Here is a 25,329-nt window from a genome sequence, read left to right as displayed (position 1 = left end):
ATTTTTGGAAATTTACAATTTAAAATTTTAATTTCATGATTTTTTAATAAATCTAAAAATTTATATATTTCATTATATGAATTTAAATATTTATTTGAAAAGTTTGCTATTATATCAGCACCTTGTATGCAATCTTTTATAGAGTTTAAATGTTTTAATTCCTTAATTCATATATTTTGTTTTCGCAAAAATCCAATCATACGATGGCATCGTGTAAGTGAAGTGCAACAAATCAACTCAGAAAGGGGTTGATTTTTTATTGAAAAGAAACATTATTTTATTTTGCGGTCCTTAGTAACTAAGTATGGGAAAGATAATGTTATTAATACTGTTAATAACATTGTAATTAATAATGAAAAAGAAGATGAATAAATTATCCGCGTAATTTATTAGCGGTAATTTATTCAATATTGTTTATTTTGAGCGTAGCGAACACGCGAAGCGTGTCGCAAAATTAGATTTTTAGGAGGATTAAATTATGCCATTTTGATTAACGACAATATTTAGTGTTGTTATTATATTAGGTATTTTTGCTTGAATTGGTTTATCAATTTATCAAAAAATTCGCCAAATTCGAGGTAAAAAAAAGATAAAAAAGAAATTGAAAACAAGGAGGATAAGAAATAATGTTAGGTATGTATTTAAAAACAGCAATTAATTTTTTAGCAGTTGGTGATAAGCCTACTATTTCAGATGGAATGGGTTCGATTTGAAGTGGTTTAGGACAAGCAATGATGAAAGTTAAAGAAGCAATTTATGCTGTATTACCACAATTAATGACCTTTTTAGGTGATGCGTGAATTATTTTAATTTCATTTGGTATTTTTGTTATTGTTAAGATATTAAACTTTTTCCGTGTTATGGTTAAAGGATTTTAATATTTAGTATAACTGATTATATATTTTAGCTGTGGCACACTAACTTTGTTATGTGATTTTATTAAATAATTTTATTGTTTATTTTTACACTATACACTGTTTACAAATTTATTTTTTAATAAACTTTATTATTGTTAATATTGGAATAATAAAAATTCCTATTATACATATAAATTTAACTATATTTTCTATAGTGGATAAATCTATATTTGGATAGGTTACAATAACTTGGACCATATTTATGTAGACTGTAAAAAAATAAGCTAAAATTATTAGGAAAGCAGGAATATAAAAATGGCAAAAAACCAGTACACCGATGAATTCAAGAAACAAATCGTAATGTTATATAAAAATGGTAAAAGTAATATTGAAATTGTTAACGAATATAAAATTTCAAAGGCAGTTCTTTATCAATAAGTAAAAAAAATTGAGAATTCTGGTTCTTTTAAAGCTAAAGACAATCGCTCTGTTGAAGAAAATGAACTTATTCAGTTGCGAAAAGAAAACAAACAATTACGAATGGAAAATGATATTTTAAAGCAAGCAGCACTGATAATCGGCAAAAAGTAATATTAATTACTAACAATAAAGACAAATATTCAGTGAGGAAAATGTGTCAAATATTAAAGATAGCAAAATCAAAGTATTATTATCAAATTAATAAGAACACTAAAACTGAAATTAATATTTATGAAAATGAAGTTATCAGTGCATTTAAAGAAAGCTATAAAGTTTATGGTGCTAGAAAAATTAAAATTATTTTAGCAAGAAAGAACATTATTTTATCTCGACAAAAAATTAGAAGAATTATGGCAATAAATAATTTAGTATCAAAATATACTAAATTAAAATATCGCAATCATAAATCTCCTGTAAATAATGATCAAATTAGTAATATTCTAAATCGTGAGTTTAGTAATAAAAGACAAAATGAAGTTATTGTGAGCGATTTAACCTATGTTCAAGTTGGTTCAAAATGACATTATATTTGCTTACTAATTGATTTATTTAACCGTGAAGTAATTGGCTATAGCGCTGGAACAAATAAAACTGCTGAACTAGTTCAGCAGGCATTTTATAAAATAACACGACCACTAAATTAAATTAGGTTGTTTCATACAGATCGTGGTAATGAATTTAAAAATAAAATTATTGAAGAAATTTTAAGTGCAAAAGGTTGCCCTTACGATAACGCAGTAGCTGAAACAACCTATAAAGCTTTTAAAACTGAATTTATTAATGGTCGAAAATTTAAAAATTTAGAACAATTAAAGTTGGAACTATTTAATTTCATTAATTGATACAACAATATTCGAATTCATGGTAGTTTGAATTACTTAACTCCAGTTGAATTTAGAAATCAGAAGTCTACATAAAAAGTGTTCTAAAAAGTGTTGCCATTCCAACCTCCATTGTAACTTAATTATAATCTTTTACTCTACATTATTGTTGTCCAATTTATCTTAACCCATCCACTTTAAGAACTATATTTTAAAAAAGAATTAAGTAATTTTTAAATTACTTAATTCTTTTTTCTTTCTTAAAAATTATGATTTATTTTTTTCTGTTTATGAGACAAAAATGCTTGCATTTATTAATAAAATTTGTTAAATATATTATTGGCAGTTACATATGCCATTTGCTAAAAATTATAAATAAGGAGGGATTTTTGATGATAAAACCATTGGGCAAAAATATTGTCTTAGCAAAAGAAGAAAAAGAAGAAACTTTCATTAATGGAATTTATTTACAAGAAGATGAAAAAAGCAAAAGTCATATCGGAAAAATAATTGCAATTAGTACCGAAGTTGAAAAGGAACAAACATTTGAAGGAAAAATCAATAATAAAGTTTTTTATCGTGAATATGCTGGAACCGAAGTTGAATATAATAATAAAAAATTAGTTTTAATTTCTGTAGAAGATGTTTTAGGTATTATTGAAGAATAAATTTTAAAGGGGGAATCAAATTATGGCAAAAGAAATTAAATTTTCAGAAGATGCAAGAATGATGCTAATTAACGGAATTAATAAATTAACTGACGCTGTTAAAGTAACATTAGGCCCAAAAGGAAAATATGTTTTATTAGAAAAAGAATATGGTTCACCATTAATTACAAATGATGGTGTTACCATTTCCAAAGAAATTGAATTAAGTAATCATTTTGAAAACATGGGAGCAAAATTAGTTGCTGAAGTAGCTAATAAAACAAATGATGTGGCTGGTGATGGGACAACAACAGCCATTGTTTTAACACAAGCAATCGTTAAGGAAGGATTAAAAAATATTACTGCGGGAGCTAATGCAGTAGCAATTCGAAATGGGATTGAAAAAACAGTTAAAGCAATTGTGGAATTATTACAACAATCAGCAAAACAAATTAAAACTAAAGCAGAAATTGCTCAAGTTGCTAGTGTTAGTTCAAAAGACCAAGAAATTGGTAATTTAATTGCTGAAATTATGGGAAAGGTTGGTAATGATGGTGTTATTACCATTGAAGAATCAAAGACAATTGATACTGAATTAAGTATTACCGAAGGATTACAATTTGATAAAGGTTATCTATCACAATATATGGTAACTGATAGTGAAAAAATGTTAACAGAATTTGAAAATCCTTATATTTTACTTACTGATAAAAAAATTAGTAATATGAAAGAGATTCTACCAATTTTAGAAAAAATTGTTGAAGAAGGACGTGCGTTATTAATTATTGCTGATGATATTGATGGTGATGTTTTACCAACATTATTACTAAATAAAATGCGTGGGGCATTTAATATTTGTGTTGTTAAAGCACCAGAATTTGGTGATAATCGTAAAAACTTATTAGAAGACATTGCTATTTTAACTAATGCAAAATTTATTAATGGTGAGTTAGGAATGGATTTTAAAACATTAACTTTAGATGATCTAGGAACAGCAAAAAAAGTAATTATTTCAAAAGATACAACAACAATTATTGAAGGAGGTTGCAAAAAAAGTGATTTAGAAGCGCGAAAAGAGTTTATTCGTGGTCAAATTAAAAGTGCAACTTCATCATTTGAACAAGAAAAATTACAAAAACGTTTAGCAAAATTAGCTGGTGGAGTTGGAATTATTAGAGTTGGTGCACCAACCGAAACCGAAATGAAAGAGAAAAAACTACGTATTGAAGATGCGTTAAATTCAACAAAAGCAGCAGTTGAAGAAGGAATTGTTGCTGGTGGGGGAACTGCTTTAGTGCAAGTTGGTTCAAAATTAGCTAATTTAAAATTAAATGAAGAAGAAAAGTTAGGATTAAATATTGTATTACGAGCAATTGAAGAACCAGTTCGTCAAATCGCTGCTAATGCCGGGGTTGATGGTTCAATAATTATTAATAAATTAAAAGACCAAGCTAATAATGTTGGTTATAATGCTGCAACAAATGTTTGAGAAGACATGATCACAGCCGGAATTGTTGATCCCGTTAAAGTGACAAGATATGCATTACAACATGCTGGTAGTGTTAGTGCCTTATTGTTAACAACAGAAGCTGTTGTGGTAAATAATCCAGAAGAAAAGCACTCAAAAATGCCAAGTTATCCTGATTTAGGAATTTAATAAAAAAAACAAAAAAACAAGTAAAACTTGTTTTTTTGTTTTTTTTATTAAAATAGAAAAGTAATAAGGGTGATAATAATAATAATAATAATGATATTCCTGAAAAACTTCGTAATATGATTAATACAACAGGACTGTTAACAAAAATTACTTTATTAGCACGTCATGAGAATTTAAATTTTAATCCAAGTGAACTTGTGCGAAGTTTATATGCTCCAGCAGCATATTGAAAATCAATTCCAAGTATTTATACTTACAATAATCAAAAAATTAATTTATCAAAATTAGTTCAAGATTTTAACAACAATTACAATAAAATGATTGCTCACACAAAAAATGCTGATCCTAAGTCAACCCGTGAACAATTGTTACCACAATATTATATTGGAATGTATGATAATACTTATTATCGTGATTTTCTTGCGAATGGTTTTTTTGAACCTGCAAAACAACAAATTGATGCTAATCGTAGTGAATTATTAGGTTATAACTATGATATGGGTGCTTTGTCAGCTTTAATGAACAATGTTGGTATTAAGTTCTGAATTCCAGCAACGCGTGCTTTCTATGTTAGTTATCCTGCAGGAGGAATGGGCTTATCAACTAATCCTTTCTATAATAACCAACATGTTGGTGTTAAAGAAAAAAATTTATTTATTGATACTGAACAAAGTACTGGTTTAAAACCACAATATGAATTCGGTGATAATGAATATACAATTGAAAAAACTTCAACTTTAACGGCAATTTATGGTAAAACGGCGCAATTTTTATCAATGTTAAATCAAGTTGATGAAAATCCATTAGGTGCTCAAATTGGGGCAATGTTTTTAAATAATATTTTTAACTTTATTGGTAAAGATGCTCAAGTAGAAACAAATCCAATTTATGTTTTATTGCGAGTAATTATTAGTGAATTTTTAGCACAAATTAATTCTTTGGTGGGAATTGATAGTGGTTTTTGAGGATTTTTATCAATTGGTGAAGTTAATGATGAATTAAAAAAATTAGTGGAACAAAGTCCGGAAACAAAAGAACTATTAACAAAGTTAAAAGATGAAACAAGCAAAGGATATCATAATTTTAATTTAACAAATGCCATTATGAATAAAAAAATTCCTGATTTTAAAACTTATAATGATAATAATCTTGCTGGAAACTATCAAAATATTGGTCATGTTGGTGAATTACTACTAAATATTTGGAAAAAATTATCCCCAGCAACCCAAAAAGCATTAAATCTTAAAATAACAAATAATATTATTGATAGTCTGGCTAGTAAAATAAAAACTGCAATTTGGTGAGCTTCAGAGCAAGCACAAAAAACAAGTTTACAACAATTACTAGATATTTTATTAGCTTTACAAGGTGATAAAGTTAATTTTAAATTTACTTTATCAAATATCTTCTTTGATTTAACAGATTTAATTAAGACTTTAACAAATGATAATGATATTTTGACAACTCTAAGTGGTTATCAAAACTTAGCAAATTCTTTTGAAGAGTTAACAACAACTAATTTAAATAATGTTTTAAAAACAATGAGTTGAAATAATAGTACAAACAAGTTTGAAAAAAATTCATTATTACAACATTTACTAGTTGCTATTTCTGATCCAACCGCTATTGCTTATCAAGATTATAATTACTTATTTTTTAATAGTAATAGTCCTTTCTTTGCTGGTGTTAATAATGTTATGAAAACTTTACATGAAAATGTATTACAATATGTTGTTGATGATAAATATTGAAAAGTAAGTAATCCACAATATACACAAAAAGTGGTAGGAGCAGAAGAACGTTTATCATATGATTTTGAATATAATGGTGTTGGTGATAGTTCAGTAACAAAATTGTATACTGAAAGTCATACTAATCAAATTAATGTTAATGATCAATTTTATGATGATCATTACAATCCAAAACAGTTTTATAGTATTGATAATAAGCAGGAAAACATTGCATATAGCGGATTGGGATTGTCAGATAATTTAAAACCAGTTAGTCATAAGTACCATATTGAATGAACTAATGTTGGTAATTTAGAACAACCAATGTGAATTATTACAAAAATTGATAATTATGTTCGTTCTGGTGAAATTACGAACGGAATTAGGTCAACTCAAAGTGGAGCGTGAAAACAAATTTATTTCTTATATTAATTAAGTAAAAAATATGAAAGGAATTTATAAATGTTTAAAAAAATTGCAATGTCATTAATTTTATTTTTAACGATTTTTACTGCTGTAGTGACAATTGTTTTATTTGTGAAAAAGGATAGTTTTATGCGAAGTGTTTGATTAGAGGGTTGTCAACCAACAACGCAAAGTCAAAGTAAAGATAAAACTCCTTATGTTCACACTTTTTTTGGTAGTCAACATGATAATTATGCTTTATATCAGCCAAATGAATTAAGCAATGATTTAAAAAATGCTAAGTTTTATGGTAATTTAGAAAATTATAATAATTGTATTAATCCTAATGTTAATTTGCAATTATGAAAACAAGATTTTATTAATACACAATTAGTTCTGAAAACAAACAACTATGATATTACTAATTTAACCGCAACTGTTACTAATGCTGCTGAGTTAGAAAAAACCAATCTGACAATTCAGATTGGTTTTAATCGTTTTATTTATGCATCATATTCGTTAACAACTCAACGAATTCCAAATCCATATGGAATTAATGAAAAATTATTAGTTCCTGATGCAATTACTACAAATTCAATTGAAAAAAATGCTTATAAAAATAAAGTTTATATTTTATGAATCAAAATTATGAGCTTTAAAGATAAAGTTGTGGCTAATCCAGGAAATTATACTGTTAATGTTCAATTAACTGGTGATGTTCTGGGAACAAAACAAACTAATGTACTTTTAAGTGAAAATGAAATTCAAGTTAAAGTTGCTGACTTATTATTGCCAGCAGAACAAAAAAATCCGATTTTAATATTTATTCATTTTTTGGTTGAAGTGCTGCTTACTATAATAATTATCAAGTTCCAAATATTATTAAAAACAAATATGATAATATTGAATATATTGATTATAATTGAGATCGTTATTGAAAACAAGAGAACACTTATTTACATAATGTTTTAGGGATGAATTATTTTCAAAGTTCAATTTCATTAAATGAACGAAAAAATACCGAATGGCATAATAATTGATTGGATGGAAACAAAGTTCAAACATTTTTACCATGACGGTATAAGCAGCAAAAAGGATTATACGATGACAAGCCGCTTGAAATAAAACTTATAAAACTAATAATGTTTGAGATGAAGATAAACAAGACTATATGCCAATTAGTATGAATATGTATGTTGAAGACGGGATTAGAAATAACGAATGATTTTTAAAACAATTGTTAAATCATATTAAAACAGTTAAACCGAAATGAACACAAACTGTTACTCCATATCTTTATATTGATGAATTACCCGATTCAACAATTGGTAAATATTTAACATTAATTCAGAAATATGATCCTAACCGTGAAATGATAAAGGATATATTACGGGTCAGTATTCATTAGATGCTGATAATACGTTTAATTTAATTCGTTCTGAACCCGGGGTAAGTTCTTATATTCAATTAGCTTTATTAAAAGAAAATGCTCCACATTATATGCGTTATCTTTTAAATGGATGGACCGAAACAGCATATTGATCAGCTGATTATGATGAACATACTGGTTTAATTTATATTGCTGGTGATACAATGTTTGCTTATCCTTCAATTGCAAATTCTGATCCAAACAATAATGTTGTTGCTGATTTTAATCCCTCAACACGATTAGATGCCATTGCCTACGGAGTTAATATGAACAATAAAATTATGTACTTAAAAAAATTAAACTTATTACCAAATTATGTAACAATGATGTCATATGTTAATAGCAATGTTAAATTAAGTAAACCAACTAGTCATAGTAAGTTCAATTTTAATTACAATGCGTTAACAGCAGAAAGTGATATTAAATTATCAAATTCATTCTTATATCGCTTTTTAACACGAAATAATATTGATGAAGTAATGGTTGTTAAAACATTTGAAAATATCATTAATAAAGTTGTAACAACATATTTAGGAGGTTAAGATGGTTCCATTTTATTTAGTTATTCTTGAAATCTTTATTTATTTAGCATTAGCAATTTGACTTATTGGTACAATATATTTGATTTACGGTTATTGTCAAAGTTTTCTTCGGAAAAACCGAATTATTTCGTGGATTTTTTTTGGGGTTAATGTTGGAACAACAGTAATATTATTAATCTTAGTAATTTTATCGTTCTTAGTAATTTTTGAACCAATTATTTTTGGAAATGGTGATATTTCTAACGAAGCAACATTATTAAACATTGCTTATTTTGGCATAAGTACTTTAATTTTAGCAATATTATGAATTATTTATTTAAGTAGTTGCTCGATATATTTTACGATTTATCAAAAAAATGATCGTGTTTATTTATTTGACAGTTATTTTGATCAAAATAAAAATAAAAAAATTATTGCAAATAAACATGTCTTAATTTATCAAAATAAAATTTTTTTTACAATTATTTTTCGTTTTTCTAAAACTTATCAATATTTAACTACTAAATAAAAAGAATTAATAACACTTTTAACGAAAGAGGACAGAAAAATGTGATTATTGTTGAAACAAGGAATTTTAAATACTTTTAAAAATAAAACACAAGTTTTTATTTTTGTTATTTTAATTGTTTTAACAGCACTATTTTCAACTGTTTGTTTAACTTCTTTTGATCGGTTGCAAAAAGCAAATAAAACAATGGGATATGGAACATTAAATATTGATTATAACTATAATTATATTTCAACTAATTATGAAGCAAACAATCAACAAACCATTACACCTTGGTTTGCTTTTGACGTTGATTATGCTGGGATTGGAAATGGTTTTTTTGAAAAAAACTATGGAACCTTAACAATTGGGGGTCCAGATGATGTTTTAAAACCATTTGATTTAGGTACGGGTTTAAAAGGGGAAAAATACCAATTTAAAATTGATAAAAACCATTTGAAAATTGCAAAAAGTGGTAGTTGAGTACCATTTGAAAATATTTTATTAGATTATAATGCAATTAACCTGACTGATAATAATGTTTTAACGGGAGAATTTTCACAGTTATATCGGTTTAATTTTAATGCGTATTCATTTCAAAAATCATTATTAGGACAATTATACAAGCGTTTTATTTTTAATAATAGTATTGATCAACTGTTAAAACACAAGCAATTAATTTGGTAAAACGTTATATGCATTTTATTTTAGAGTCACGGTTAACTTATTTAGTGTATAAAAACATTGAAGTTTATGCGTTAAAAAATAATACTACAGATACTGACCTTTTAAATCAGTTTATTAACGGGGCAAACTTAGGTGAACATTGGCAAACAAAAAATTTAGGAATTGATAATCCTGGTAAAAATGTTGCTCGAGCAGATCGAATTTTTTTAACCCCAACAGCAACAACCGATAAATATTAGGGGATGCGGGGAACAATAGGTTTTCCAATTTATGATCCAAATAATACTTTGGGGTTAAAAGAACTTGAATGTCAGAATAGCACTGGTTGTACAGGAGTCGAAAATTATCGTTATTTTTTAACTGATGCTAAAAATGATAATATTGTGCAACTTTTGAATGATAAAAATGATCATAGTAATGCTACTAAAAACTTTTTGTTAAACGGTAGTTATAAGGTTCGTAATTTAAGTGCATATGACTTTTTTGGTCAGTATGATTATAATAATAAATTTATTAATAATGATTTTTTAACAACTTATCAAGATATGCTTGGAATGATTAGCAATTTTCAAGTTGTTAATCGTAACCAAGGAATTGCGTGAACAACTGATGGAAAAAATATAAGTTTATTGACTGAACGCAACCTTATAATTCAGGACAATTAAAAATATTACAAAAATCAAAATGATTTGATCGGGGTTTAAATGAAATGGTTGATACGGCAATTGTGTTACCACAGTATTTTAAAGCAAATCATTTGCGTTTTGATGATACGATTTTAGTTAATCAATTAAAACTTTATATTGAAGCTGTTGGAGGCGATACACAAAATATTTATCCAACAATTTATGATACTGATTTTTTACCTGATGTATAATGTACGATGAAGCTCCAAAAAAACAACTCTTGTTAGGGTTGTTTTTTTATTTGAAATAAAACAACTCCTAAAAGGAGGTAATGATAATTAAACAACAAAAAATATGTGATGTTAATGATTGCTATAAAGTAATATCATTCATTACCGAAGAATTTTTATCAAATAAAGTTTTATGAACTTGTGAAAAACATAAAGATTTATTGAATAAAGTAAAAGATAAAACACAAAAACAATTTTATCAAAAATTAGAAAATTCAAAAATTATCTTTGATTGAGAAACTGGGTTTTTAAAACTTAAATTTTATAAAACAACTTAATGCAGTGTGGGACGGTTATTTTTAATAACTAAGTGTTTTTATTCCACAGCCTGCCGAGGCAAGTACTGAAATAGTGTATGAGGAAAAATGTAAATCGGCGCTGGTTTTTATAACTAAGCGATAGTCGTGATAAGTCCAAGGCTAATATCAAACGACAATAAAAAAAGAGATAGTGACTTAAACAATTAAATTTGCGTTTAGCATTCGGTCCTTCATATGGGTGCAAGTAAATTTAATTTCAAAAACTGAGCGTCAAATCCCAGAGCGAAAGCACAAATGGGCACGGAAGAAGGAAGACATATATGTCTGGCGTACCAACTATACAAACAACTACAAATTGTAGAACATTGTAGTTGATTTACCAACATTTACCAAGATTATAGGAGGTTTATATGAAAAAGTTAAATAAAATTTGTCTTAAACAAAGATATTGAGGTTATTGCTCAAAATGTAATCAAGAAAATAAATTAAATCAATTAATGCTTAAAAGTTATCCAGTTTCATTTGAAGAAATGACTGATGAACATTGAGCATTAGGCAGAAAGAATTAAGAGGAAAAATATATGAATTGAGAAATTAATTATAAAAACGCTTGATTAACTTTTATTAGTGTTAATTGAAATAAATGTAAAGATAAAAAATATAAGTGTTATTGAAAAGATAATTCTATTGACATATTAACATTATCAGAATTATATTTTAATTTTAAAAATACAAGCGAGTTAAATAATTTATTAAGATTGAAAATTGTTAGGAGGAATAAATTATGAATAAAAGATATTTATTAGTAATGAAAAGTAAATATGGTGATTTAATAACAAACTGCTTTTATACATTAGAAGAAGCGAAAATTACTGCTAATGTTGAAAATAAACAAGAATGATTAACAACAATTATTGATTTAGAAAGCATTCAATGAGAAGGAGTTGAATAATATGAAAGAAAAAATTAAAATTAGAGATTATGAAATGACATTAGAAGAATATCAAGTAGATACTTTATTAGATATATTAAGAGAATTTATAAAAGCAAATATTCTTAAAAATAGTGAAGAATTGATTAAAAAATTAGAACTTATAGTAAAGGAAAATACTTCAGAATTATATTCTAATATAGAAAAATTAAAAATTATGGACCCTAAAAAATACAATGAATTATTTGGTAAAGGAGATGAATAATATGGAAAAAAATAATATTAGTATTAATGAATTTTTAAATAAATATAAAGCTAACGAAGATGAAGATGATTTTAAATATGATGTTAAAGTTGGTCATTATTTTGTTGAAGGAGATTGGTCATTAAATTTTAAAGAATTACATCTTGATAAATATAATATTGATGAATTTAAACAGTTAATTAAAGATTATGATAATAATCGTAAATATTGAGAAGAAAATGAAATTTGTAAAGATTGTGAAAGAAGAAAAAGACTAAGTGAAATTTGTAAAGGAGATAAATAATTATGAATTTAAAAGATTTATTAAATGAAATGTTTGATAATTATCCAGATTGTTATAAAGATTATGGTTTAGCAATTATGGATCGTTATGAAATTGAAGTTGAAAAGAAAAAATTAACACCTGAAGAAATTGATAATCTTACTCATTTATATTTTGATAAACCCAAAAATAATTATATTGTAAATGAAGATTAATACTTATTTTAGAAAGGATGATTAAAAAATGAGTAAATATGCTAGTAAAGATTGAATTAAGAAACATTCAAAAGATGGATTATATCTAAGTTATAATGAAAATTATATTTTTTGTCCAACTCATCGAAAAATGTTAAAAGTTGTAATTAATGATTTAAAAAAATTGATTGGAGATGATAAATAATGAGTGATGTAGTTAAAAATATAGTAAATAATATTACATTTCAATTTCCTTTAAAAGGAGATGATTTTAAAAATGCAAGTCTTTTAGCGTATAATATTCAAAAAATTAAAGAAGAAAATAAACAAGAATTAACTGAGTATATTTTTAGACATATTAATCATTATGCATTAAATGGTTATCAAGATGTTCATTTAAAAGATATTCCAAGTGCTATTACTAAAAATAATTTTGTTTTTAAAGAATGATTAGAACCTATTCAAAAATTATTAGATGAACATAATAGAATTGGCAAAATAATTACTAATTATAGAAATTATATTGAAAGATACAGAGTTGAAATTAATAATAATTTGACACAAGCTCGCAAACAAAAACAACAAGAGTTTTTAAAAGAACAAGAATTAAAAAAGCAAGAATTAATTGAAAAAGCAAATAATTTAACTGTTGATATGGGTGTAGACATAGACCAAATTCAAGATGAACAAGTTCGTGTAATGGAAAAAATTGAAGAAATTGATAAATCACTTGATCCAAAACAATTAAAAAAAGTTGGTATTAATATAATTAAAGAAAAATTATTAGTAAAAGATATTGAATTAATTGGTATTAATGATGATTTTTTACAAAATGCAGATAAATTAGAACTTATTAATTTAATTAAAAATTATTTAATTATTGATGAAAAAATTGTTAAAAATGAAATTAAAGACCAATGAGATAGTAATGCCGATGTAAATACTATTGGAGTTAAAGGTATTAATTTTAAAATAAATAAAGGAGAAAAATAAATATGTTAGAAGATACTAAAAGAGAAATAAAAAATATTATTGATGATATAGATACTTTAAAAAATGAGATTGATTATTACGAAGATGCAGAAACAACAAAAGATATGGATTTTGGTGGTTGATATAAAAGTTTTATAAATATTATTACCCAATTAAAAGAAATAATTAAGGAGGATTAAAATATGGCAAATATGATTGATTTTTTAAAAGAAGAAAAAACAACTCAATGAATTAAAAGTAAATTTTCTAATGAAAGTGAAATTGCTAGATTTAAAAGTAATTTAGTAGCTATTTCTAACAGCAATGATTTATTACAAAAAGCAAGTCCTGCAACAATTATGACTGCTTGTTATCAAGGTGTTTTATTAAATTTACCTATGGAAAAGCAATTTGGTTATGCTTATGTCGTTCCATATAATACTAAAATAACAAGAATTATTAATGGTCGTGAAATCCAAGAATGAGTTAATCAAGCACAATTTCAAATGGGTTATAAAGGTTATATTCAATTAGCACAAAGAAGTGGTCAATATTTAGATATGTCAGTATCTGATGTCAGAAATGGTGAATTAGTAAATTATGATCGTTTAAAAGGTACTACTTTTAATTGAATACAAGATGAAGATGAAAGAGAAAAATTATCAATTATAGGTTATGTAGCATATTTTAAAATGGTTAATGGTTTTGAAAAAACTTTATATATGACAAAAGAACAAATGGAAAATCATTTTATGAAATACTCTAAAACTTATGCTAAAAATAAATCATTTTATATTGCTAGTTTTGATGAAATGGCATTAAAAACAGTATTAACTAGTTTATTAAGAAAATGAGGTATTATGTCTGTTGAATTACAACAAGCATATAAATCAGATCAAGCCGTTATTACGACTAATGATGAAAAGATTTATATTGATAATGATATTACTGTCGCCAAAAATCAGGGGCAGATGAGCGTTGAACCTGTATCAAATAATATAAATACCACATCTTATACAGAAATAGCGGACACAAACGATAATGTAGTTAAAGAAGAAGATATATCAAATGTAGTACCAGCAGTTAATAACAATGATGAAGAATGAGCAACTTGATAAAAATTGGTATTGACCCATCAGGAACTGGTACTACCGCTATTGCTATTTTTGAAGATAATAAACTTATTAGAAAAGAATTGTTTGATAATAAAGATTGAAAATGTCATGCTATTTATATTATTGAAATTATTTGAGAATATCTATATCAAAATGAAATTATAAATATTGAAAATTGCTTATATACAAATGCTAATGGTTCAAAAGACCGCGATGATTTATTAAGATTATTAGGTGTTGTTGAAAAACAATTTTGAAATAGTATTAATTGAGTATCACCAAAACATACTAAATCAGTTGTTAAAAATATGGAAAATTTAAGTAAATATAATGATAATTGTTTATGAGAATTTGAAAAAGATGTTAATTTAACTTATGAATATGGTAAAGGTTGATTCTATAATAATGAAAAAATAAGTAATCATCTCCGCGATGCAATTATTATTGCTAATTATGAGGGTTAATTATGAAACAATCATATAATCAAAAAACAGGAAAATATTATTCTAAATTAATTCGTAATGTTAATGTTTACTTAAATGAAAACCAAGAAAAAGTATGAAATGAATTACCTGAATTATATACTAATAATCAAAAAATACAGCATTTTATTAATTATTATATTATAAATAATAAAGGAGGAAATGATAATGAATAAAGTAAAATATAAAATTAACAACGATATTATTTTTTCTATCACAAAGTATTTAGTTGAAAAATATAATATTAAAGAACCTGTTAAATTACAAAAAATTTTATATTTTTTATATTTAGATTATTTAAAACAATATGATGAAAAATTATTTGATGATGAATTTGAAGCATGGATTTATGGTCCAGTTATAAGAAAAATTTTTAACCATATAAGATATAATGGATATAATTTTATTGAAATAGAAAGTTATACTGATAAATATTTAGAAATAGAAAAAATACAATACTTAACAGATGAAAAAGTGAAAAATTTTATTAATGAAAATATAAAAAAATACATAAATATGTCATCAATAGAATTAGTAGAAAAAACTCGTTATTCATTACCATGAATAAAAGCAAGAAAAAATTTAGGGCCACACGATATATCAAAAAATAAATTATTATTTAAAGATATTCAAGAATTTACAAAAGGCAACAATGATAATGAATAACTATATATTATGTTATAAAACCTTACAAGGTAATAGGCCTTGTAAAACACCATTAGGTAATTATATTACTGGATCAGATATTGAAGATATAAATATTAATTCAACTGAATACTGAGAATATTATAAAAAAACATATGGGGAAAAGAATTTAGTTATATTAGAAAATAAAAAAGGAGGTTAAATAAATGTGTGGAAATTGTAAGTGTCAAAATTGTAAAGATGAAAACAGAAGAATTAGAAAGAAAAATTATGCTTTTGAATTTTGTGAAGAACAAATAAAGAGAAATCCAAATCAATTTGGAATCAGAATAATAATGCGTATGATAGAAGATAACTTTTAGAAAACAAATAAAAAATAACCTTAATTGGTTATTTTTTTAAATACTATTTGTTAGTTGTCTAATAGCATCTTTTTGTGCTTGTTTTTTGTCGTTTACTTTAACTTGTTTTTTAACATTTTTAATTTGACCTGTTTTTAATGCTAATTCTGTTGCATATTCAGGTCCTCGTAAATGTTTTTCGTGTGCAATAACAGCAGTTCTTAATTCTCTAATTTCTGCTTTATATTTTTTAATTTTTTTAGCAGATAATCCAAGAATACCAAGACTACCCATTCCACCAGCACCTGCTAACACAAGTAAAGTAATCATTAATGTTTCATTCATTTTTTTAATTCCTTTCTTATCCTTACTCAAACAGTGGCCATCCATCCTTTCAGAACAAAATAATTTATAAATTAAACTATATAACCACCCAAAATATCAACCGCCCCTATATAGTTTATCTTAATTTATATTTAATTCTTGTTTTTGTTTTTTAATGTTTTCATTCTGTATATTTTTAAATATATCTTCTGTTATACCATCTAATTTATTTCATGCTTTTGCTATTCGTGGTTGAATAACACGCGGATTAATTCGACAATCTAAACAATGTCTTAAATGGTCTTTTTTTCATTTTGATTTATCAATTCAAATAATAATTAAAGAAATTATTAAAGTAATTAAAGGTAATATTGTAAATACTAATCCCATTTTGGATATTTTTAATCGTGGTATATCAATTTTCATATCTACTTTGGGTTTACTACTAGCAACAAATATACCCTGAATTCCGTGTGTAAATAAAGGTGTTAATAAAATAGCAATGCCATTACCTCAATATTGACCATAATTATACCAATTAATATTATCTTTAATTGCATTAATCATTCCATATTCTAATCAACAATTTAATACTAAAAATATTAATGTATAAAAACTAACTACTCAACTACGAATTTTATATTTTCTTTCTCATTCTCTAATATCTTTATGAGTTCAATTATAAGTCGGAATAGGGTCTTTTTTAAATCAATTTCACGGTAATGCACCCTTTAATCAAGTTGTTTTATCTTGTTTCATTAATTAAACTCCTTTCTAACTTATTTTTTTCTTACGCATAATTACAATATTTTTTATTTTTTCATATATTATATTTTTTTTATAAACTCTTATTTTTTTATCAGATACTTTAAATGAAATAGTATATAAATTATCTTGATTTCAAATAGCAATACAATTATTATAATAATTAATATTATCATTAATTGGATAAAAACTTAACATTCCTGATATGTTATCGTTTCCTAATCCATATACTGATATTTTATATTCATAATTGCTATCATATTTATTAAAAATATAACTTGTGCTTTCTGATATAAAATCACTAGTATCTACAATTTCTCAATAATGATGTTGCGTTGGAGTATAATCTTTTACTTCAATTGTATTATTTTCTCCCATTGTTAAAGTACGACCTAAATTAAAATTAATATGATTATCATTACTAATACTAATACCAACGCCATTTTGGATTTTATCTTGTTTAGTATTAATATCTTGTGATGTTTTTACAATATATTTACCATTTTGCTTATCAATATAATTTTTATCTAAATCACTATTTTTAATAACATCTGATGGAACATCGCCACCTTTTTTTGCTTTTCAAACTCCATTTTCATTATAAATTGTATCATTATCAAATGGAACTATTAATTTAATATATTCGTTATAATCAATCTTACTAAAATCATTAATAGTTGGATAAGTAATATTTATTGAATTATCTGTTTGTAATCGTTCTTTTAATCAAAATAATAATGTTGGATAAAAAGTTTTTTTACTAATATGTTTATATTCTTCCTCTCATGAATGAGCATAATTATCTAAACTATAATTATAAGGTCTAGATACTGTTTTACTAGATATAATATCAATAATTTCACCTGCTAATTTTAAAGCATTTTTAACATCACGAGTAATATTTTCATTTGCCTCAGGGTCATTAGTTTGTGAATAAGCAACGCCACCTTGTGAAAATGAAGCACCACCAGTTAAATCATTAACTCCTTTTGGTAAATATCAATTAATAACTGCTAATAAACAAGCAGATTGAATATAACTTAATCATTTATCATATTCAATTAAACCAGTATTATCTTTTTTTACTCAGGGAAATAAATCTTTTTTATTTATTTTATCGGAAATTGTTCCACCTGATAATCTATCCATTCATAAACTAGTTTTTAAAATAGCATTATAAATTAAATTATCATTATAAGCAGATTGTTTTCTATCATTAATAGGTTGTCAAAGTTTACTTTCTTTCACATCTTCAACTGTTATAAATAACAAATTACTTAAATTATTTTCCATATAAAACACCCCTTAATTGATTACGATATTTATTTTTTAAATTACTTGGCTTATAACTATTAACTCTTGTTCTTGTTTTCTTAATTGTTTTAATAGATTTATTAACCTGATAAAATTTATTATTAACTGGTGTTTTATATAAATTCTTAATGTTTTTAACATCACTTCGGCGTTCACGATACCATTTTTTATTATTAATTTCACCAGCAAAATTAAAATTAAAATGTCCAATTTTTAAATTATTAATAAAGTTTTTAATTTGTTGTAATTTTTGAACTGTTGGTAATGTTAATTTAGTAGTTCCTTTGGGGTATTTTTCTTTTAATGCTTGTGGTAATCGTTTTTTAATATAATTTCTTAAATGACTAGGTAATCATTTTCTTAATCAATAACGCCAAAATAAAGTTCCAGCATTAGAAACAGCATTACTTAATAATTTTCAAATTTCAACTGGAACACTAGGATAAACATAAGGTCCATAAAATTTTGGATGTTTTGCTGTTTTTGTATATATTAAAATAGTTAAATTACCTGTTAAAGTTAACTTATTTGTAATATTAAACATTCCACTATCAAGTCAACTACTATTTAAAGGTTGTCAATTAGTATTTAGATAATTTTCATTTTTAAATTGTTCTCTATTTTTAATATTATTATCTTTTTCTAATTGACTTAATATTTGTTGTATTTCTTTTTTATGACCTTTTTTAATTAAATCTAAATAAGTAAATGGATTTAATCACTGATAAATATCTTCAACTTTATTTGTAATTTTATTATATTTATCAGTAATATAATTAATTGGCTTTAATACTTTATTTTGAATTTGATTAACTTTATTAATTAAATTTACAAATTTACTTATTAAAGGTTTATTTTCTAAATTAGATACTAATAAAGTTAAAACGCGTAATATTAGTAAATTCATTGTTTATTAAGAATTTTTAATTTTAACATCAATCGGATTTGTTTGACCAGTGGCGTTATTTTTAGCTTCAATTTGAACGGCAACAGTTTTATCATTTGTAATATTAATTGGTCAATCTTCACCTTTACTTTCAATAAAGTAATCAAAATCACTTTCAATTAAAGAACTATTTACTGCTTTTACTGCTTTTAAAACAACATCTTTAAATTGTGGTTTTAACTGTTCTGGTGTTGTTTGTGTTGGATCTGCAACATGAATAGTAGGTGTATCTAATTTATTAATTTTACTAATATCAATTTTATTTGGTTCTGGAATTACATAATCAATAGGTACACGATAAGTTTTATTTAAATTATCATATGCTTGTTTAACTTCTTCCTTAGTTGGTGCTTTTTCTAAAATAATCTTACATGTTTTTGGATATAAAATAGTTGGTGTAGCATATTGTACTTTACCAATTCATTTAGGGTTAGCAGTATCATTATCCAAAACTTGTTGAATAGTATCCATATTAATTGGATATGCTCATACTTGTTTATTAATAATTAAACCATTTACATTAGTAAAATTATAACCTTTATCACGGTTAACTTGTCCTTGTGTATATGTTTTTTCTAAATGAAAACTTTTAGATACAGGAATACCCATTGCTGTATTCTCGTATAATTCACCATTAACCATTGCTTTTAATTGGGCTTGTGAACCAATTACTTTTAAATAAGCAGGTGTTAATCCTAAATAGGCTCTACGACCTAAAACCATAAACATTTTATCTGTTGGCAATCCAAAATATAAATTACTAATTTGATTTGTTAATTCAATCAAAGTTTCATTTAATGTAAAGAATGCTTTATTTGCATCATCTGCATTTTCTGCTGTATAACTACGAAATGGAATTACTTCATATTGACCATCTGCTAAGCAATAATCATAAATAGCTTGAATTAATTCACATTCTAAATTAACAAATTTATTCTGTACAACACTAGAAATAGCATTAGCAATAACACCATTTTTAATATTTTGTTCTATTAATGCTAAATCAAAAGCCTCATTCATTAATTTTAAATTAAATCTTTTATCAATAGGAACTGGAATTCTTGTTAATCCCATTGTTTGAGTTGTTCCACCATTTGGTAATGAATAATCATTTTGTCATACCACACGATGAGTTAAATTATATAATGCTTGACCAGCATTTGGTAATCAAGCAACTTGTTCTGCTGTTGCAGTTGCATATTGCATAATACTTGCATATTCATTATATAAAGGTCCACGCAATAAAGCATTAACCATATCAACATATGCTTTTTGATCTGTTGTATTACCTTCCAATGTAAAAGGTACTTGTGGCAAATTAATTGTTGCCATAATATTTCACTCCCTTATTATCTAAGGTTTTTAAGTGTATAATCAGTTATTTTTTTAATTTCATCAGGAGTATATGCTCCTTTTTCTTTAATAGTTTCAATTTCATCATTTTTATTTTCAGTTGATTTTTCAATCATATCTTTAATAAAATTAGTTGGTGAAATTGATTGTTGTTCTTCAACAAACAAATCAGGTTTTAATTCTTTTAAAGTTTGCATTTTTTCAGTTAAAGAATTACCACTAACTTTATCTAAATTAGTTTTAATATCTTCAATTTTAGTAGATGGAACACCTTTAAATGCTTTTAACTCATCTAATTCATTAGCAACTTTTAAATACTCTTCTTTTGAAATAGTATCTTTTCGTTTTTGTATTCCCTCAATAATTTGTTTTGTTTCATTATGAAATTCATTTAAAATATTATCTGCTATTTCTTCACTTAAACCTTGTTCTATTAATTGTTCTTTTGTAAGTGCCATTTTATAAACCTCTCTTTTTTTATTCTTGTCCGAATAACAAGTCAGCATAAGTCTTTTTAAGGCGGAAAGCATAAACCGTAAATTACTTTTTTGTTAAAAGGATAAACCGTTAACTTTATTTTACACTATTATTTTAGTAATACAACTATTAATATAAATATTATAACTTAATATATTTCATTGCTAATATAGCTCTTAAAACAATTAATAAAGGTATTTACATTTATTTATATTTTTATATAATTTAACTAATAGAAAAGAGGGTTAATTGGAATGAAAAGATTATTAAGTATTATTGGTGCAATATCATTAGTAGGAACAAGTACAACGAGTTTAGTTGCTTGTAATAAACCACAACAAGAATATACAAAAGAAAAATTAGCAGATTTAAAAAAAGAACATCAAATAGATACAACTGATGAAAGTATTAAAAACAATTTAGAATGAATAGCACCACAAGAAAAACCATTTAATAAGGTTGATAATAAATGATATTATGTTGTGTGGCGTGGTGATGAAAATAATGATTGAAGAATTATTAAATTTCAAAATAATGATTTACAACACAACAAAATTTTAGATAAATATAATGAATGTGTACTTGTATTAGAATTTTTATCATCACATAATACAGATTTATTTATTCAAGAAAATAAATATCCAAATCGCCGTTGATATTGAAAAAATGATAATAGTACATATATAAAATCAACTTATCGTTGAAATTTAGATACTAAGGAACCTGAATTAATTATTGATGATAAAGGTAATATAAAAGTTAATGGTGAATAAAAAAAGATATGTAAAATCTCTTTTTATTTTTTATCTTGGTTTAATTGTAATTTTAATAGGATTATCACTATTATTTATCATATTTAATACACCTAAAGCATTAAGGTCTATTGTTATATCTTTATCATTGCCTACATAACCTCCATCAGAAAAACCAAATAATATTCCTAATTGTGCGAATAATACTTTTGAAAATCTAATTTTTAATTTTAATTCATTAGTATAATATGCTTGTAAATAAGTTTCTTTAATTTTATCCTTAATATTATCAGATAATTTTGTTATTTGTAATAAAAATTTAATACGACTATTACTATGCTTTTCAGTTATATAAATATTTTGATAGTTTTCGCTAGGTAAACCAGTAGTATAAGCAGTAGCAAATGTTTGAATATTATTATTTATATTATCTGTATATAAAGTTATTGTATTTTCAAAATTAACATTATCCTTTTGTGATAAACCCTTATTATATATTTTTACATTATTTAATGTTCCCAAACTAGTACTACAAGAATTTACTCCACCCGATAAATTAATATCTCTATCTTTAATAAAATGTTCTATATCAGGTTTAAAACATCTAACTTGTAAATTATTAAGATTACTTATTTCTATTGTTTTATAAGAACTAATAAATTTATCAATACTTTGAATTGTTGGGTCAATTTGTCTTAAATCAATTTCAGTTTCATAATAACCTTCATTAAATTTATCAGAAAATAAATTAACATAACTTTGAGAATTTATTGCTTTCTTACATTGTGCTGGTGCTGTAATTTTAGTTTTTAATGCTTTTCCTATTTTAGCATCTCAGATATCTTGTGTATAAGGTTTATAGTTATATGGCACTGGTGGGAGAACATATTCAGGGTAATTAAATGTTGGTATTTCATAATCATGGGGTAATAAGAAACTAGTTTTATAATTAGTTGTCATATCGCGTAAATAATTATTTAAGACACTTTTTGTTTTACCTCTAAAACTTCATACTGATAAGCGTAAATAATCTTCTTCATTATTTGTATATGGATTATCAGCATAAAAGATAATTTCAAAATTACCTTTATATAATGCTTGAATTGAAAACATATCAATAATATAACTACAATTTGTCCCATCTGGTATTTGCAAGAATTCCAAATCATTATCTATTTCACTATCACTAACTGGTGTTTGAGCATCAACTGCTTTAGTTTGTTCATTAATTAAATAAACTCGATTAGTTTTAGGATTTAATTGTTTTAAATTATAAGTTGAATAAATTAATTCTTCGGTTGTCTTACCATCCTTAGTTAAAACAGTACCTTTGCATTTATCAGTTAATAAAGTAGTAAAACCTAAACTAGTAGCATTAGCACCAATCATAGCACCAACTTTATCATTACCTTGTTCTCTAAAAATTTCAAATGGTAAATAACCTTTACCCGCAGCCTTATCACCTCAAAAGGCATCATTATAAAAACTATAAACATTAGCACTCATAAAGCCATTAAGTCATGGGAAATTAGGTCATTTATCATCTTGGGTAATTGTTAAATTACCAATTCAATCCCAAGGAATACCAAACGAAACAAAGTTTAGAAATTTTCCAATAGCAGGTATCGTAAAAGGATTAAATACTAATTTTTGTGTATAGTTTAAAGGCAATGTAGTAATTTGACGATTAATAAAATTATTCATATTTAAAATATCTCAAACATTACAAGAACCCATTTTATTATATTCAATTTGAACTTGACCAACTGTATTACCAAATTCGTCTTTTCTTCTAAAATATGATGATGCTTGGGTACTAATTATATTATCAACATTGCCACTATTTACTTTTACTTTATTTGGTGGTGTTATTTTCCAATTTTTAGACCAATAAGGTTTAGAGTTTTCATTTTCTTCCTTAATAGTTGTACCAACAGTTGGATTAGTTGCTGTTGAACTTGCTTTATCTGTTATTACCATACCCTCATTATTTTTTTCATTTCAAAAATCAGACATTGATTGAATATATTCTTTTCAATCTTTATATCCAGTAATAATTGTTGGTTGAATACCTTGAATATTATATCAACTTACATCAGGTGAAGCATAAGTATTAATTTTATCTGGAGGAGCAGGAAACATGTTATACATTAATAAATCACGAGAATTCATTACTTTTTTATTAAATTGACCTTTAATAATTGGTCGGCCAATAACTGGCATATCAAAAAAGATTGGATTACCATAAAATTTAACTGCCATTGCTCTAACACCAGGGTCTTTTAATAAAATTTCATCTAATTCAACAATACTTTTATTTAGTTTTTCATCATAAGTTATTTTAGGAAAACAATAGCCTTCACCTGGGGCACTTGTTTGAATAAATTGTCTTACTGATAAACCACTATGACTAATTTTGTCATTAATACTTGAAAATGTAATTTCTTGTCATAAAAAACTACCGTCATAAGGTGAATAATAATTAATAACATTTGACGGATATAATCATTGTCTATCTTGGGGTGCAGAATTAATATCACCACCTCCAATATTTAAGCCACGGTCATTAAATACAGTATAAAAATTATAATAATCATTAATATTTAATTTCTCAGCATCTTCATCTAAAATTAATAAAGTATATTGCCGTTCTGTTGATTGTTGAGTAAATACTTGTTCAAATTTAGCTTCTCCAAATTGAATTGAACTTCTATCATCAATCATATAAGCATCTCAATATTTACCAACTTTAACCTCTTTTGTATAAAAGTTATCGGCTTTATTATCATTATTAATAAAATAACTTAATTTATATTGATTTAAGTATTCTAACATTCTATTAATATCATAAATATTTTCACCATCAATTAATTTTCAATAAACATTATTATTTTCATCTTTTAATTTTATCGCAAAAGGTGTTTCATTATTGGCTCATATAGTTGAGTTAATAGGTTGATTTTTAAAATCATCAATAGTTAAGATATTAATTTCTTCACCTTTATATTTTTGGATTATTTTTAAACTACCTTGTCATTGAGCAATAGTACTTTCCATATTATCAAATATTCGTGTATAACTACCATAATCACTTGGTTTAGCGTTATTAGGTTTTCAACCTGTTTCAGTATCAGGTATATATGAACTATAAACATTAAAAGGAAATACCATTCAATGTCTATTATCTCTTATGTTTTCTCTGATATCTATTAAAGTATCATGGGCTTGTCTTCTTAATTCTTCCATAACACCTGGGTTAATTCTACTCATTTG

General features: G+C 25.0%; 37 protein-coding genes and 2 pseudogenes. 32 read left to right on the top strand and 7 right to left on the bottom strand.

Annotated elements, in window-relative coordinates; all coding sequences use genetic code 4:
• The first annotated feature begins 222 nt into the window (after window positions 1-222).
• The 31 genes and pseudogenes from ACOBWH_RS04780 to ACOBWH_RS04630 all read left to right on the top strand — a co-directional run bounded on the left by ACOBWH_RS04780 (window position 223) and on the right by ACOBWH_RS04630 (window position 16,146).
• Complete coding sequence (locus tag ACOBWH_RS04780; protein WP_424527466.1) at window positions 223-372, top strand: hypothetical protein; 150 nt, start codon at window positions 223-225, stop codon at window positions 370-372.
• Between the two features lie 106 nt (window positions 373-478).
• Window positions 479-627: pseudogene (locus ACOBWH_RS04775) on the top strand (hypothetical protein).
• Window positions 627-878: a hypothetical protein gene (locus tag ACOBWH_RS04770; protein ID WP_424525714.1), complete on the top strand. Its 252-nt coding sequence runs from the start codon at window positions 627-629 to the stop codon at window positions 876-878. Before ACOBWH_RS04775 ends, ACOBWH_RS04770 begins: the two are co-directional and overlap by 1 nt.
• Window positions 879-1,172: 294 nt before the next feature.
• A pseudogene (locus ACOBWH_RS04765) lies at window positions 1,173-2,254 on the top strand (IS3 family transposase).
• 296 nt (window positions 2,255-2,550) lie between these two features.
• A complete protein-coding gene (locus ACOBWH_RS04760; RefSeq protein WP_424525712.1) occupies window positions 2,551-2,826 on the top strand; it encodes a hypothetical protein in 276 nt (91 codons plus the stop codon).
• 22 nt (window positions 2,827-2,848) lie between these two features.
• On the top strand, window positions 2,849-4,462 hold the full coding sequence (gene groL / locus ACOBWH_RS04755; protein WP_424525710.1) for a chaperonin GroEL: 1,614 nt from the start codon (window positions 2,849-2,851) through the stop codon (window positions 4,460-4,462).
• Between the two features lie 116 nt (window positions 4,463-4,578).
• Complete coding sequence (locus ACOBWH_RS04750; RefSeq protein WP_424525708.1) at window positions 4,579-6,624, top strand: hypothetical protein; 2,046 nt, start codon at window positions 4,579-4,581, stop codon at window positions 6,622-6,624.
• Between the two features lie 30 nt (window positions 6,625-6,654).
• A complete protein-coding gene (locus tag ACOBWH_RS04745; protein WP_424525706.1) occupies window positions 6,655-7,569 on the top strand; it encodes a hypothetical protein in 915 nt (304 codons plus the stop codon).
• A 199-nt stretch (window positions 7,570-7,768) separates the two neighbouring features.
• Window positions 7,769-8,005, top strand: coding sequence for a hypothetical protein (locus ACOBWH_RS04740; RefSeq protein ID WP_424525704.1), 237 nt, complete (start codon window positions 7,769-7,771; stop codon window positions 8,003-8,005).
• 92 nt (window positions 8,006-8,097) lie between these two features.
• Window positions 8,098-8,568 (top strand): hypothetical protein, encoded by a 471-nt coding sequence (locus tag ACOBWH_RS04735; protein WP_424525702.1) that lies wholly within the window; start codon window positions 8,098-8,100, stop codon window positions 8,566-8,568.
• 1 nt (window position 8,569) lies between these two features.
• The gene (locus ACOBWH_RS04730; protein WP_424525700.1) at window positions 8,570-9,076 is read left to right on the top strand and encodes a hypothetical protein; all 507 of its coding nucleotides are present in this window, start codon (window positions 8,570-8,572) and stop codon (window positions 9,074-9,076) included.
• A gap of 39 nt (window positions 9,077-9,115) precedes the next feature.
• Entirely contained in the window at window positions 9,116-9,742 is a 627-nt protein-coding gene (locus ACOBWH_RS04725; RefSeq protein WP_424525698.1) for a hypothetical protein, read from the top strand.
• Between the two features lie 8 nt (window positions 9,743-9,750).
• Window positions 9,751-9,981 (top strand): hypothetical protein, encoded by a 231-nt coding sequence (locus ACOBWH_RS04720; RefSeq protein ID WP_424525696.1) that lies wholly within the window; start codon window positions 9,751-9,753, stop codon window positions 9,979-9,981.
• Between the two features lie 3 nt (window positions 9,982-9,984).
• On the top strand, window positions 9,985-10,407 hold the full coding sequence (locus ACOBWH_RS04715; RefSeq protein ID WP_424525694.1) for a hypothetical protein: 423 nt from the start codon (window positions 9,985-9,987) through the stop codon (window positions 10,405-10,407).
• A 44-nt stretch (window positions 10,408-10,451) separates the two neighbouring features.
• Window positions 10,452-10,619, top strand: a complete 168-nt coding sequence (locus ACOBWH_RS04710) for a hypothetical protein (RefSeq protein ID WP_424525692.1) — start codon at window positions 10,452-10,454, stop codon at window positions 10,617-10,619.
• 80 nt (window positions 10,620-10,699) lie between these two features.
• Window positions 10,700-10,936: a hypothetical protein gene (locus tag ACOBWH_RS04705; protein ID WP_424525690.1), complete on the top strand. Its 237-nt coding sequence runs from the start codon at window positions 10,700-10,702 to the stop codon at window positions 10,934-10,936.
• A 392-nt stretch (window positions 10,937-11,328) separates the two neighbouring features.
• Entirely contained in the window at window positions 11,329-11,487 is a 159-nt protein-coding gene (locus ACOBWH_RS04700; protein ID WP_424525688.1) for a hypothetical protein, read from the top strand.
• Window positions 11,488-11,499: 12 nt separating this feature from the next.
• Window positions 11,500-11,724, top strand: coding sequence for a hypothetical protein (locus ACOBWH_RS04695; RefSeq protein ID WP_424525686.1), 225 nt, complete (start codon window positions 11,500-11,502; stop codon window positions 11,722-11,724).
• On the top strand, window positions 11,703-11,870 hold the full coding sequence (locus ACOBWH_RS04690; protein WP_424525684.1) for a hypothetical protein: 168 nt from the start codon (window positions 11,703-11,705) through the stop codon (window positions 11,868-11,870). Before ACOBWH_RS04695 ends, ACOBWH_RS04690 begins: the two co-directional genes overlap by 22 nt.
• Before the next feature lies 1 nt (window position 11,871).
• A complete protein-coding gene (locus tag ACOBWH_RS04685; protein WP_424525683.1) occupies window positions 11,872-12,114 on the top strand; it encodes a hypothetical protein in 243 nt (80 codons plus the stop codon).
• Between the two features lies 1 nt (window position 12,115).
• Window positions 12,116-12,397, top strand: coding sequence for a hypothetical protein (locus ACOBWH_RS04680; RefSeq protein ID WP_424525681.1), 282 nt, complete (start codon window positions 12,116-12,118; stop codon window positions 12,395-12,397).
• A 2-nt stretch (window positions 12,398-12,399) separates the two neighbouring features.
• Window positions 12,400-12,591, top strand: a complete 192-nt coding sequence (locus ACOBWH_RS04675; protein WP_424525577.1) for a hypothetical protein — start codon at window positions 12,400-12,402, stop codon at window positions 12,589-12,591.
• A gap of 28 nt (window positions 12,592-12,619) precedes the next feature.
• Entirely contained in the window at window positions 12,620-12,775 is a 156-nt protein-coding gene (locus ACOBWH_RS04670) for a hypothetical protein (protein WP_424525579.1), read from the top strand.
• Window positions 12,775-13,563, top strand: coding sequence for a hypothetical protein (locus ACOBWH_RS04665; RefSeq protein WP_424525679.1), 789 nt, complete (start codon window positions 12,775-12,777; stop codon window positions 13,561-13,563). The genes ACOBWH_RS04670 and ACOBWH_RS04665 overlap by 1 nt, the downstream gene beginning before the upstream one ends.
• A gap of 2 nt (window positions 13,564-13,565) precedes the next feature.
• The gene (locus ACOBWH_RS04660) at window positions 13,566-13,742 is read left to right on the top strand and encodes a hypothetical protein (protein WP_424525677.1); all 177 of its coding nucleotides are present in this window, start codon (window positions 13,566-13,568) and stop codon (window positions 13,740-13,742) included.
• 3 nt (window positions 13,743-13,745) lie between these two features.
• Window positions 13,746-14,660, top strand: coding sequence for a recombinase RecT (locus tag ACOBWH_RS04655; protein WP_424525675.1), 915 nt, complete (start codon window positions 13,746-13,748; stop codon window positions 14,658-14,660).
• Complete coding sequence (locus tag ACOBWH_RS04650; RefSeq protein ID WP_424525673.1) at window positions 14,645-15,121, top strand: hypothetical protein; 477 nt, start codon at window positions 14,645-14,647, stop codon at window positions 15,119-15,121. Before ACOBWH_RS04655 ends, ACOBWH_RS04650 begins: the two co-directional genes overlap by 16 nt.
• 2 nt (window positions 15,122-15,123) lie before the next feature.
• Window positions 15,124-15,315: a hypothetical protein gene (locus tag ACOBWH_RS04645; protein WP_424525671.1), complete on the top strand. Its 192-nt coding sequence runs from the start codon at window positions 15,124-15,126 to the stop codon at window positions 15,313-15,315.
• A complete protein-coding gene (locus ACOBWH_RS04640; protein ID WP_424525669.1) occupies window positions 15,308-15,805 on the top strand; it encodes a Panacea domain-containing protein in 498 nt (165 codons plus the stop codon). Before ACOBWH_RS04645 ends, ACOBWH_RS04640 begins: the two co-directional genes overlap by 8 nt.
• Complete coding sequence (locus ACOBWH_RS04635) at window positions 15,798-15,986, top strand: hypothetical protein (protein WP_424525667.1); 189 nt, start codon at window positions 15,798-15,800, stop codon at window positions 15,984-15,986. Before ACOBWH_RS04640 ends, ACOBWH_RS04635 begins: the two co-directional genes overlap by 8 nt.
• Before the next feature lie 4 nt (window positions 15,987-15,990).
• Window positions 15,991-16,146 carry a hypothetical protein gene (locus ACOBWH_RS04630; protein ID WP_424525665.1) on the top strand — a complete coding sequence of 52 codons (156 nt, stop codon included), beginning with the start codon at window positions 15,991-15,993 and terminating at the stop codon, window positions 16,144-16,146.
• A gap of 36 nt (window positions 16,147-16,182) precedes the next feature.
• On the opposite strand, the gene ACOBWH_RS04625 is transcribed toward ACOBWH_RS04630, so the two are convergent.
• The 6 genes from ACOBWH_RS04625 to ACOBWH_RS04600 form a co-directional block, all read right to left on the bottom strand.
• Window positions 16,183-16,515, bottom strand: coding sequence for a hypothetical protein (locus ACOBWH_RS04625; RefSeq protein WP_424525663.1), 333 nt, complete (start codon window positions 16,513-16,515; stop codon window positions 16,183-16,185).
• Window positions 16,516-16,590: 75 nt separating this feature from the next.
• Window positions 16,591-17,208, bottom strand: coding sequence for a hypothetical protein (locus ACOBWH_RS04620; RefSeq protein WP_424525661.1), 618 nt, complete (start codon window positions 17,206-17,208; stop codon window positions 16,591-16,593).
• Window positions 17,209-17,223: 15 nt separating this feature from the next.
• Window positions 17,224-18,507 carry a hypothetical protein gene (locus tag ACOBWH_RS04615; RefSeq protein WP_424525659.1) on the bottom strand — a complete coding sequence of 428 codons (1,284 nt, stop codon included), beginning with the start codon at window positions 18,505-18,507 and terminating at the stop codon, window positions 17,224-17,226.
• The gene (locus ACOBWH_RS04610) at window positions 18,497-19,435 is read right to left on the bottom strand and encodes a hypothetical protein (protein ID WP_424525657.1); all 939 of its coding nucleotides are present in this window, start codon (window positions 19,433-19,435) and stop codon (window positions 18,497-18,499) included. The genes ACOBWH_RS04615 and ACOBWH_RS04610 overlap by 11 nt, the downstream gene beginning before the upstream one ends.
• A gap of 6 nt (window positions 19,436-19,441) precedes the next feature.
• On the bottom strand, window positions 19,442-20,806 hold the full coding sequence (locus ACOBWH_RS04605) for a hypothetical protein (RefSeq protein ID WP_424525655.1): 1,365 nt from the start codon (window positions 20,804-20,806) through the stop codon (window positions 19,442-19,444).
• Between the two features lie 17 nt (window positions 20,807-20,823).
• On the bottom strand, window positions 20,824-21,285 hold the full coding sequence (locus ACOBWH_RS04600) for a hypothetical protein (protein WP_424525653.1): 462 nt from the start codon (window positions 21,283-21,285) through the stop codon (window positions 20,824-20,826).
• Window positions 21,286-21,558: 273 nt separating this feature from the next.
• On the opposite strand from ACOBWH_RS04600, the gene ACOBWH_RS04595 reads away from it, so the two are divergent.
• On the top strand, window positions 21,559-22,077 hold the full coding sequence (locus tag ACOBWH_RS04595) for a lipoprotein (RefSeq protein WP_424525651.1): 519 nt from the start codon (window positions 21,559-21,561) through the stop codon (window positions 22,075-22,077).
• A gap of 30 nt (window positions 22,078-22,107) precedes the next feature.
• Here ACOBWH_RS04595 and ACOBWH_RS04590 read toward each other — a convergent pair whose 3' ends face one another.
• Entirely contained in the window at window positions 22,108-25,326 is a 3,219-nt protein-coding gene (locus tag ACOBWH_RS04590; protein WP_424525649.1) for a hypothetical protein, read from the bottom strand.
• Window positions 25,327-25,329: the final 3 nt, after the last annotated feature.

This window comes from Spiroplasma endosymbiont of Glossina fuscipes fuscipes, assembly GCF_049669535.1.
GTDB lineage: Bacteria > Bacillota_I > Bacilli_A > Mycoplasmatales > Mycoplasmataceae > Spiroplasma.
Note: the sequence above shows the minus strand (reverse complement) of the source record. Positions and strands in the feature narration are given on the sequence as shown.